This is a genomic window from Xanthomonas citri pv. citri (assembly GCF_000961215.1).
Lineage (GTDB): Bacteria > Pseudomonadota > Gammaproteobacteria > Xanthomonadales > Xanthomonadaceae > Xanthomonas > Xanthomonas cissicola.
Genome location: NZ_CP008998.1, coordinates 493,759 through 505,270 on the forward strand (window position 1 = coordinate 493,759; position 11,512 = coordinate 505,270).

The following is an 11,512-nucleotide window of genomic DNA, read 5'->3' on the forward strand; positions in this document are numbered from 1 at the left end:
TCGATCGGCTTGCGCTGATTGCGCAACCATGCCTGACTATCGCTGGATGCACCTGGGCGCATCAGGAGCGATCCGCCACCGGGATGTCCTTGACCAAGGCCAGGTCGTCCACGCTGACGTCTTCGGTGTAGTCCAGCCAGGCGCGGATCTCCAGGTCTTCCACCGCATGTTCCAGGCCCACCGGCATGCGGATGCGCCCGGCGGCGTCGGGCACGACCCATTGCTGTGCCAGCACGACCTTACGTTCGGAGGACACCGCTTCCACCCAGAACGCGCGCGTGGGCCGGCGCTTGGCGTAGAGCTCGAGCATGTAGCGGCCGGCATCGGTCTTGCGCGCTGCCTGGGTGAGCATGATGGGCTGGCGCACGCGTGGACGCGGGCCTTGCTGGGTGGCCTCCAGCGGCGCGTCGATGGCGATGCCGCGGGCGAGGTCCGGGTCGCGATACAGCTTCATGCTCTGGTGGCGGTCCACCACCAGTGCGCACCAGTCGCCATCGGCCGAGCCGTCTTCGAACGCCGTGCAGCGATCCACATAGGCCAGCGTGCCCTTGGAATGCGTGCGGTCGAACTGACGCGAGGTGTTTTCCAGGTACACCGTTTTCAGGTTGGTGTCCTTGTCGTATTCCAGCAGCACCGGTGGGCGCACCTGTTGCACGCCGACCACCACATCGCCATTGCCATTGATGCGCAGCATGCGCGTACTACGCCCGGTCCACAGCGTGCGCGCGTAGGCCAGATAGCGCGGATAGTCCTTGCCGCTGTCGCGGCTGGCGGCCGCGCTGGCACTGGGTGGGGCATCGCTGGCCAGAAACGAGCGGCCAAAGCCCAGCGTGCGCATGCCAGGTTCCAGCAACTGCAGCAGCGTTGCGCCCGAATCGAGCGTGCTGCCCGCGCGCGTGACGACCTGTTGTGGCGCAATGTCCTCGCCCAGGAACAGCAGCAGGTTCTCGCGCTTCTGCTTGGCCAATACGTCGCTCAGGTCGTTGGGCATGGCCAGATGATCGGAGGCGATGACGATGATGGTGTTTTTGCCATACCGGCTGTTGCGGATGCGCGCGACCAGTTCGCCGATCAAACGGTCGCTGCATTTGATTGCATGCAGCAGACCGATATCGCCCAGTGGGCTGTCGTACTGCTGGCCTTTGCACGCCGATGGCAGGTGGCCGGCCGGATGGTGGGTGTCCATGGTCAGCGTGGTCAACAGGAAGGGTTGGCCGGCACGCGACAGCGTCTGGAAGGTATCCCAGGCATCGTCCAGCAGGACATCGTCGTGCACCCCCCATGCGGAAAAATGCTTCGGCGCGACACCTTGGTCTTGGAAATAGTGCACGTCATGCACCACGTCGAAGCCATGGCTGGACAGGAAACGGCCCTTGCCGGCGAAGCTGGCATCGGCACCGCCCACGTAATGATTGCGGTAGCCCTGGTCCTTGAGGTAATCGCCCAGGCAGCGGGCTTCGGGCAAGAACATGCCCATGCGATCCATGCTGTTTTCATCGCCCGGCGCGGTGGTGAGCGGCACGCCGCACATCGAGGCGACCATGCCGGCGATGGTCCAGCCGCTGCCTTCGGTGGAGGCGAGATTGCGCACGTCCACCGCTTCGGTCGCAACCGCGCGCAAATTGGGCATCAGGCCTGGAAACACCTGTTCGTCGAAGTAGGTGCGCTCCAGGCTTTCGCCGTAGATCCAGACGATGTTCTTGCGCTTGTGCAGCGGTTGCTGCGGCACTTGGTATTCCGGCACCACGGTGGCGTAATCGACCGGGCGCAGCTGGTAGTACAGGCGTTTGCCATCGCGATACAGCGGGCTTGCGGCGATGCCGACCAGCAACATGCCCACGAAGCCTGCGAACACGGCGCCGCCACCACGCGGACGCTGGAAGCGTCGTATCCGCACCAGCAACAGCGGGCTCAGCGAGAGCAACAGCATGCCGACGAAAACCGCGATATAGCCGGAAAAATCGCTCACGCCGGCGCCGTCCATGTCGGCGCGCAGGTGATACAGCGTGGCTGCATTGATGCCGTCGCCGCTGAGCCGGTCGACCAATCCCCAGGCGCTGAGCAGCAGCAGAAAGAGCGACAACAGGCCAGCCTTGAGCCATGCCAGACGCGGAGAGGCGACCAATAGCCACAGCAAGAGCAACAACGAAACCAACAACATCCAATGCATGCGCAGCGTCCGTGGGGGAATGATGCGAGCGCGTACCGGACGCCTTGCTCGCCATGTCCTGTGCGCCACCTGCCATGTGACACCCGGATGACGGACTATGCCGCGCCCAAGCTGACTGAAATGTTTGTTGTGGCCAAGACCCGGCGTGACCTCTGGCCCCGCATCGCCGGACAGCGGTTACGCATAGCCACGTACCAAGCCGCGCGGCGCTGCTGAAACGCAGGTGGCGCCAAGATGCATTGCGCCCATGCGTGATAGTGGTTGTGCTCGCTGCGGCGTTGCCACCCTTAGCGAGAAGATGTGCGCAAGCGATGGTGCGCGCAGGACGCTTGCAATCAGTTACACCGAGCACGATGCAACGCGCGCGATGATCACAAACACCTGACTACGGGGCACCAAGGCGCCCACATGCTGCAGCTGGTCCTGACGACTAGCGGTGCCCGCGCTCTTCGCGCGCACGCACGCGGCGGTCGAACAGCAGCGCACTGACCACGATGCCCAGGCCCAGTACCACCCCGAGCAGGAACAGCACCATCGCAATGGCCGGATAGCCCCACAGCTTCAAGCCGGTTTCGATGCGCATCATCTGCGCCGACGCCATGATCAGCGCGGCCGTGACGATGCCCGCCGCAACGCGGTTGGCGATCTTCTGCAGGCTTTCCATCAGGTGCGATTCTTCCAGCCCGGTGACGCGCATCTGCAGGCGGTTTTCCGCAGCCAGCGACAGGATCTCGGACATGCGGCGCGGTCCTTCGCGCACCAGATGCTGCAGTTCCATCGCCTCGCTGGCCAGGTTGGCGGCGGACAGGGACTTCTTCAGGCGCGCGCGCATCACGTGCTGCAGATGGCGCTCGACGATGCGGCGCGTATCCAGCGTGGGCGACAACGCGCGGCACACGCCCTCCAGGTTCAGCAAGGTCTTGCCGAGCAGGCTCAACTCCGGCGGCGTCCGCAGGCCGGTCGAGGTGGCGATGCGCACCAGATCCAGCACCACCCGGCCTTCGGAGGTGGCATCGTGCGCTGCGTAGCGCGCGATCATCTGCCCGGTTTCGCGCTGGTAGCGCTCTTCGTCGTAATCCTCCAGCCGCGTGCTCAGCGCAATGGTCTCTTCGGCCACTTCCTCGCCGCGCCCATCGACCGCGGCAAACAGCAACTTGAGCAGGCGCTCGCGCAGGCGCGGCGGCACATGCGCCACCATGCCCAGGTCGAAGATGGCCAGGCGCCCGTCCTGCAGCACGCGCAAATTGCCCGGATGCGGGTCGGCATGGATTTCGCCATGCACGAACATCTGGTCCAGATACCCCTTGACCAGTTCCGCGGCCAGCTCGTCCATGGGCTGTTCGGTGCGACGCAGGCCGGAGATCTTGTCCACGCGCACGCCTTCGGCCAGCTGCATCGTCAGCACCTTGCGGCTGCTCAGGTCCCACACCGGCTGCGGCACCCACAGCAAGGGGAACGGCTTGAGGTGCTTGCCGAAGCGCGCCAGGGTTTCGGCTTCGTCTTCGTAGTTGAGCTCGGCGCGCAGGGTCTTGCCGAATTCGCCCAGCCAGTCGGCAAAGCGCACACGCCGGCCGATGCCGGTCAGGCGGTCGGCGGCGGTGGCGAAGCTCTTGAGCACGTCCAGATCCGAACGCACCTGCGCGGCCACTTCGGGTTTCTGCACCTTGATCGCCACTGGCGTGCCGTCGCGTAGCGCAGCGCGGTGCACCTGCGCCAGCGAGGCGCAGCCCAACGGGACCGGGTCGAAGAACGAGAACGCCTTGTTGACCGAGACCCCGAGCTCTTCTTCGATGATCTGGCGGATGCGCTCCACCGGCACCGAGCTGGTGTTCTCCTGCATGCGCTCCAGCGCGGTGGCAAATTCCGGCGGCACGATGTCCGGCCGGGTCGACAGCATCTGCCCCAATTTGACGAAGGTGGGCCCGAGCGATTCCAGGTCTGAGACGAACTGGTCCGGGGTGCCTTCTGCGGGCACCTCGTATTCGTTGATGGCCGCCGGGTCCAGGTTCATGCCAGCGAACACGCCCGAGCCGCGATAGCGCAACAACAAGCGCAGGATCTGCGTGCGCCGGCTCATGCCGCCAACCACGGCATGATCTGCCGGGCTTGCGGCCGGGGCGCGGTGCGGGTCGTTCTGACTCAAGGCCATCTCCGGGGCGTCGTGCAGGCGGCGAGTGTGGCCAGCGACGGGTCGTCGCGTAGTGAATCCGCGCGCCCCCGCACACCGCAGGCAAACCTGCCCAAGGCGAGTACGAACGGCCGCAAGCGCAGGCGCGGCGGTGCCTGCATCGCCCCGCCAACAGCATGCAACGACCGCGCAATGGCCGCTCATCACCCCACGCAGGTGCGGGATCGGCGAGAATTTGCGACCACCCTAGAAGGACCTCCGCATGGCCGGTGCCAGCCTGTTCACCCTGCTCGACGACATCGCCACGCTGCTGGACGACGTTTCCATCCTGACCAAGGTTGCGGCCAAGAAGACCGCAGGCGTGTTGGGCGACGATCTGGCGCTCAATGCGCAGCAGGTCACCGGCGTCACCGCCGACCGCGAACTGCCGGTGGTGTGGGCCGTGGCCAAGGGCTCGCTGGTCAACAAGATGATCCTGGTGCCGGCGGCGTTGGCGATCAGCGCGCTGGAAGCGTGGCTGCGCGGGCGCGGCTACAACGTCCCGTTGGTCATGCCGCTTATGATGATCGGTGGCGCCTACCTGTGCTTCGAGGGCGTGGAAAAGCTGGCGCACAAGTTTCTGCACAACGATGAGCAGGAAGCGCAGCGGCATGCCGAACGCACCCGCGCGCTGGCCGACCAGAACGTGGACGTGGTGGCGCTGGAAAAGGACAAGGTGAAGGGCGCGATCCGCACCGATTTCATCCTCTCGGCGGAGATCATCGTGCTCTCGCTGGGCGTGGTCTCGGAGGTGTCCTTCGGGCAGCAGGTGGCGGTGCTGGTGGCCATTGCGCTGGCGATGACCATCGGCGTCTACGGCGTGGTCGCCGCGATCGTGAAGCTGGACGACCTGGGCCTGTACCTGACCAGGAAGGGTGCCGCGCTGGCGGCCCTGGGTCGCGGCATCCTGGTGGCGGCGCCGTGGTTGATGAAGTTCCTGTCGGTGGCCGGCACGCTGGCGATGTTCCTGGTCGGCGGTGGCATCCTGGTGCACAACATCCCGGTGCTGCATCACCTGGTGGTGGACCTGGCCGAGTCGTCCGGCAGCATGGGCTGGCTGGTCGAAGCGCTGGGCAACATGCTGGTCGGCGTGGTCGCCGGTGCGCTCGTGCTGGGCGCGGTGATGCTGTTTCAGAAGCTGCGCGGGAGCAAGCCCGCGCATTGATGCGCGGCGAGCCGCCAGACAAGCCAGCACGGTAAACACCGCGCGGCGATTGCTCGGGCGCACCGGGGTTCGCCGCCGGTCTAATCGGCGTTGATCACCCGGTTCTTGCCGGCGGCCTTGGCGTCGTACATGGCGCGGTCTGCGCGGCGGATGACCTCGTCCTGGGTCTCGTCGGTCCCGCGTAGCGCCACGCCGGCGCTGAAGCTGATGAACACGCGCACGTCGTCATGCAGCAGCGAGCGCTGCGACAGTGCGCGTTGCAGACGGATCACTGCCGCACTGGCCTCGAAAATGGTCGAGTCCGGCAACAGCAGGACGAATTCCTCGCCGCCGAAGCGGGCGATGGCGTCGGTGGTGCGCAGCACGGCCTTGGCCACCTCCACGGTATGGCGCAGCGCGGCGTCGCCGCCGGCATGGCCGTGGGTCTCATTGAGGCGGCGGAAGTCGTCCAGGTCCAGCATCGCCACGCACAAGGGCTGGCCACTACGCTGGGTGCGCACAGCCTCACGCTGGAACAGTTCTTCGAAGCCGCGCCGGTTGAGCGCACCGGTGAGTTGGTCTTCGCGCACCAGGCCGGCGACGTCCTTGAGCTCCTGTTCGAGCGAGGCGATGCGCTGTTCGGAATCTTCCACCTGCCGGCGTGCCGCGAGCAGTTCGTCGCGCGCCGCCAGGGCCTGCGCCTGCACGCCGGCGGTGTCCTGCAGCAGATCCTGCAGCAGCCGGTTGAGATCGGGAATGCCGCGCGCCTCGCCGATCGCCTGCGAATACCCGGCAACGCGGTCGTGGTATTCGCCAGTGCTCGTGGCCATGCCGTCCAGCCGGTCGACGAAGGACACCATCATTTCGCGCATGGCGGTCTTGGACTCGGCGATCCCCTGCTTGAGCAGACCCTGCTTGTAGGTCACCTCGCGCAAGGTGCCGCGTGCCTGTTCGATGGAACTGACGTCCAGCGGGCCGGAAATCAGTTGCCGCACCACCGTGATCTGTCCCTGCAACCAGCTGCGATCGTCGAGGAGTTCGCCGACGTTCTCCAGCAATAGGTCGAACAAGCCCAATAACAGGTTCTGTTGTTCGCTGGCATCTTCGGCGCGCAGGCCGATCTGGTGGCTGAGTTCGCGCAGGCGTTGTTCCAGCGTGATCAGCTCGTGTCCCGGGCGCCAGTGGCGCAGTGCCGATGCCAGCGTTTGCGCCTCTTCGGCCAGCTCGGGGCTGCGTTGCAGCAGCGTGGCCAGGGCATTGCCCAGCGCGTGGCGCAGCAGGTCGCGCAGTTGCTCGGCCTCCGTGCGGCCTTCGGCCAGCGAATCGCCGATGTCGATGGTGCGGATGTATTTGTCGATGAGTTGTCGCAACGCACGGCCATAGCCGGGCCAATCGCCGGCCGCATACGCCGCGCTCAGGCGCACGCCCATGTCGCCGAGCTCGCCATGCAGGCTGGCGATGCCTTCGGCGAACGCGAGCAGCAGCGCTTCGGGATGCGCGGCATGCGAGAACAGCCGTATCAGCAATGCAGTGGCGGCAGCCGGGTCGTGTGCGCCGGACTTGGCCTTGGCCGGCACCAGCTGGTGCGCGGCCAGGCCGTGACCGCCGCGCTCGCCATTGATCACCGTCGGCAGGGCAGCGGCAGGGCGCGCAGTGTCCGTGCCGCCCCAGGGCAACAGGCGGCGCAGCCCGCCACGGGGGCGGCTTGGGTGTTCGGGCTGGTCTGCCATGCGCCAGGGTCTCGAGAGGTCTTGTGCTAACGCTCGATATCGGCGCGCAGCAGGGGCGCTTGAGCAAGCCGGGCCATAGCGCGCACCGACGACCTGCAGGCCAGTGGCGAAGCACGGTCGCGATAAACGAAGCGAGACGTCGATGAACCGGTTAGCCAGATGAGGGCGAGCGCAGCCGAACGCTCCCGTATTCGGTGCATGTCACGGCCCACGCACCGATACGGGGATGTCATCGCACTGCAATGTGGCACTTATGCCTTGCGGCATGCGCAACTGTGCGTAAAGGAATGTGGGCTGTCGCAGAAAAGTCAGCACGTGTTCACGCATATTTTATTTGGTCGGGGTGTAGATTCCTCTGCAAGGGCGACGTGGAGTACGCGCGTAGCCCACGCTCCTCACTCGTAGCAAGTCGTCTGGCTGAATCGGCAGACGGCGGTTTTCGCTTCGCCGTTTTTTCCGTCTCCACCCACATTACGACGGACGTTTAGATGGTTGCCATGATGCCGCTTCACGCTACTACCGCACGCTTAGAGCGCAGTACGCTGCTCCCGACTCTGAAGAAGAGCGGGCGGCCGCGTGATGCGCGTGGCCGCTTCATCCGCCACCACGAGCGCTTGCCGGTCTCGTTGGCAGACACGCGCGGCGCCTTGTTCGTGGTGTCGGAAATGGCGGACTTCATCAAGGCTGGCGGGTTGGGCGACGTGGCGGCCGCGCTGCCGCGCGCGCTGCGCCACCGCTACGACGTCCGCGTGCTGATTCCCGGCTACCGTGCCGTGCTCGAGCGCGCAGGCAAGGTGGAGATCGTTGGTCGCGTGTTGGCGCATGCCGCGCTGCCGGCCTGCGACATCGGCCGCATCGTGCAATCGGACGGGCTGCCGATCTACATCCTGTTGTCCAAGGAACTGTTCGAGCGCGACGGCTCGCCCTATGTGAGCACCAGCGGTTCGGAGTTCGAAGACAACGCGATTCGCTTTGCCACCTTGTCGCATGCCGCCGCGCAGATCGCGGCCGGCCATGCCGGCCTGGGCTGGAAGCCGCGCCTGCTGCATCTGAACGACTGGCCGTGCGCGCTGGCGGCCGGCTATGTGCGCTGGTCCGGCGGCACCACGCCGTGCCTGCTGACCATCCATAACCTGGCCTACCAGGGCCTGGTGCCGTATTCGATGGCCGCCGCGCTGGGCATCCCCGCCGAGCGGGTGGCCGAGTTGGAGTTCTACGGGCAGATGTCGTTCCTGCGCGGTGGCATCGTCAACGCCGACCACGTCAACACGGTCAGCGTCAGCTACGCCAAGCAGATCACCGGCCCGGCACAGGGCTGCGGCCTGGACCGGCTGTTGGCCGGGCGCGCCGCCAAGGGCGCGCTCACCGGCATCGTCAACGGCATCGACGCCAGCTGGGACCCGCGCACCGACCAATACCTGGATTCGCACTTCAGCGTGAACCAATGGCAGGGCCGCCAGGCCAACGCAGCGCAGGTACGCAAGGCATTCGGGCTGCGCGAGAGCGCTGGCCCACTGTTTGCGGTGGTCTCGCGGTTGGTGCATCAGAAGGGCCTGGACCTGATCTGCGAGGTGGCCCCGCAAATCGTGGCCGCTGGCGGCCAGATCGCGGTGATCGGCGGCGGCGAGCCGGAGATCGAACAGCAGGTGGCCGAGCTGACCAGGCGCTATCCCGGCCAGGTGGGCGCCTTCATCGGCTTCGAGGAAGGCCTGGCCCGGCGGATGTTCGCCGGTGCCGACTTCCTGCTGATGCCCTCGCGCTTCGAGCCCTGCGGCCTGAGCCAGATGTATGCGCAGCGCTTCGGCTGCCTGCCGATCGCCCACGCGACCGGCGGGCTGATCGATACCGTGGACGACGGCGTGACCGGCTTCCTGTTCCAGCACGCCAGCGTCGAAGCCCTGCGCCGCTGCCTGGAGCGCGCCTTCCGCACCTTCCGCCTGCCCAGCCTGTTGTCTGCGATGCGGCGCGCAGCCATGCTGCGTCCCAGCGGTTGGGACGTGGCAGGCAAGAAATACCTCTCGCTCTACGAACACACCGCTGCCACCGCGCCCGCGCTCGCGACGGTGCCATGAGCGAACGGCAGGGCGGGCAGGAGCAGCGCACGGAAGCGGACGGCGTGACCACGGAAGGGATCTCGGAAATGTCGCAGACCCTGCAAGCCCTGGCCGACGGCTTGCCGGCCGATGCCTTTGCGGTGCTTGGACCGAAGCTGCTGGCCGATGGCCGCCGTCAGGTGCGCGTGTTGGCCCCGGGTGCCGAGGCGATGGGCTTGATCGACCCCCGCGGCAAGCTGCTCGCGCGCATGCAGGCCAGCGCCATCGATGGCGTCTTCGAAGGCACTCTGGCGGTCGATGGGCCGTACCGGCTGCGTATCGTGTGGCCAGACCGGGTGCAGGAGGTCGAAGACCCGTACGCGTTTGCGGCCACGCTGGACGAATCGCTGTTGCTGCAGATCGCTGCAGGCGACGGCCAGGCGTTGCGCCGTGCGCTGGGCGCGCAGCATCTCCACTGTGGCGACGTGCCGGGCGTGCGCTTCGCGCTGTGGGCACCCCATGCCCAGCGCGTGGCGGTGGTCGGCGACTTCAACGGATGGGACGTGCGGCGGCATCCGATGCGGCAGCGCATCGGTGGCTTCTGGGAACTCTTCCTCCCGCGCGTGGACGCTGGCGCCCGGTACAAGTATGCCGTCACCGCAGCCGATGGGCGGGTGCTGCTCAAGGCCGACCCGGTGGCGCGGCAGACCGAATTGCCGCCGGCAACCGCATCGGTGGTGCCCAGCGCCGCCACATTCGCCTGGACCGACGCGGCCTGGATGGCCAACCGCGACCCCGCCGCCGTGCCGGGGCCGCTGTCGATCTACGAGGTGCATGCCGCGTCCTGGCGTCGCGACGGACACAACCAGCCGCTGGACTGGCCAACCCTGGCCGAGCAGTTGATTCCCTATGTGCAGCAGCTCGGCTTCACCCATATCGAATTGCTGCCGATCACCGAACACCCGTTTGGCGGTTCCTGGGGCTATCAGCCGCTGGGCCTGTATGCGCCCACCGCGCGCCATGGCAGCCCGGACGGCTTTGCGCAGTTCGTCGACGCCTGCCATCGCGCCGGTATCGGCGTGATCCTGGATTGGGTCAGTGCGCACTTTCCCGATGACGCGCACGGGCTGGCCCAGTTCGACGGCGCCGCGCTGTATGAGCATGCCGACCCGCGCGAAGGCATGCATCGCGACTGGAATACGCTGATCTACAACTACGGCCGGCCGGAAGTGACCGCTTACCTGCTGGGCAGCGCGCTGGAATGGATCGAGCATTACCACCTCGACGGCCTGCGCGTGGATGCGGTGGCCTCGATGCTGTATCGCGACTACGGCCGTGCCGAAGGCGAGTGGGTGCCCAACGCGCATGGCGGCCGCGAGAATCTGGAGGCGGTCGCGTTCCTGCGCCAGCTCAACCGCGACATCGCCACGCAGTTCCCCGGCGTGCTCACCATCGCCGAAGAATCGACCGCCTGGCCGGGCGTGACCGCCGCGATCAGCGATGGCGGCCTGGGCTTCACGCACAAATGGAACATGGGCTGGATGCACGACACGCTGGGCTACATGCAGCGCGATCCGGCCGAACGTGCGCATCACCATAGCCAGCTCACCTTCGGGCTGGTGTACGCATTCGACGAACGCTTCGTGTTGCCGCTCTCCCACGATGAAGTGGTGCACGGCACCGGTGGCCTGCTCGGGCAGATGCCGGGCGACGACTGGCGCCGCTTCGCCAACCTGCGCGCCTATCTGGCCCTGATGTGGGCGCACCCGGGCGACAAACTGCTGTTCATGGGCGCCGAATTCGGGCAATGGGCCGACTGGAATCACGACCAGTCGCTGGATTGGCATCTGCTGGATGGCGCGCGGCATCGTGGCATGCAGCAACTGGTGGGCGATCTCAACGCCGCACTGCGCCGCACGCCGGCGCTGTATCGCGGCACCCATCGCGCTGAAGGCTTCGACTGGAGCGTGGCCGACGATGCGCGCAACAGCGTGCTGGCGTTCGTCCGCCACGATCCTGACGGTGGCGCACCGTTGCTGGCAGTGAGCAACCTCACCCCGCAACCGCACCACGACTATCACGTGGGGGTGCCGCGTGCCGGCCTCTGGCGCGAGATCCTCAACACCGACAGTGCCCATTACGGCGGCAGCAACCTCGGCAACAGCGGTCGCTTGGCGACCGAGCCGGTGGGCATGCATGGGCATGCGCAACGTCTGCGCCTGACCCTGCCGCCGCTGGCCACGATCTATCTGCAAGCGGAGAAATAAC

At 66.5% G+C, this 11,512-nt stretch carries 6 protein-coding genes; 3 read left to right on the forward strand and 3 right to left on the reverse strand.

The features are described 5' to 3' along the window. Positions 1–61: 61 nt before the first annotated feature. The gene (locus AMD14_RS02675) at positions 62–2,170 is read right to left on the reverse strand and encodes a phosphoglycerol transferase I (protein WP_011050307.1); all 2,109 of its coding nucleotides are present in this window, start codon (positions 2,168–2,170) and stop codon (positions 62–64) included. 430 nt (positions 2,171–2,600) lie between these two features. After that, positions 2,601–4,502 carry an ABC1 kinase family protein gene (locus AMD14_RS02680; protein ID WP_170913532.1) on the reverse strand — a complete coding sequence of 634 codons (1,902 nt, stop codon included), beginning with the start codon at positions 4,500–4,502 and terminating at the stop codon, positions 2,601–2,603. 58 nt (positions 4,503–4,560) lie between these two features. Between AMD14_RS02680 and AMD14_RS02685 the strand changes: the two genes are divergently transcribed. Beyond that, positions 4,561–5,502 carry a DUF808 domain-containing protein gene (locus AMD14_RS02685; RefSeq protein ID WP_011050308.1) on the forward strand — a complete coding sequence of 314 codons (942 nt, stop codon included), beginning with the start codon at positions 4,561–4,563 and terminating at the stop codon, positions 5,500–5,502. Positions 5,503–5,582: 80 nt separating this feature from the next. On the opposite strand, the gene AMD14_RS02690 is transcribed toward AMD14_RS02685, so the two are convergent. After that, a complete protein-coding gene (locus tag AMD14_RS02690) occupies positions 5,583–7,211 on the reverse strand; it encodes a GGDEF domain-containing protein (protein ID WP_005920058.1) in 1,629 nt (542 codons plus the stop codon). Between the two features lie 488 nt (positions 7,212–7,699). On the opposite strand from AMD14_RS02690, the gene glgA reads away from it, so the two are divergent. Both glgA and AMD14_RS02700 read left to right on the forward strand, forming a co-directional pair. Further along, a complete protein-coding gene (gene glgA / locus AMD14_RS02695; protein WP_015471651.1) occupies positions 7,700–9,283 on the forward strand; it encodes a glycogen synthase GlgA in 1,584 nt (527 codons plus the stop codon). Next, complete coding sequence (locus tag AMD14_RS02700) at positions 9,280–11,511, forward strand: 1,4-alpha-glucan branching enzyme (RefSeq protein ID WP_015462797.1); 2,232 nt, start codon at positions 9,280–9,282, stop codon at positions 11,509–11,511. The genes glgA and AMD14_RS02700 overlap by 4 nt, the downstream gene beginning before the upstream one ends. The last annotated feature ends 1 nt before the right edge of the window (position 11,512 follow it).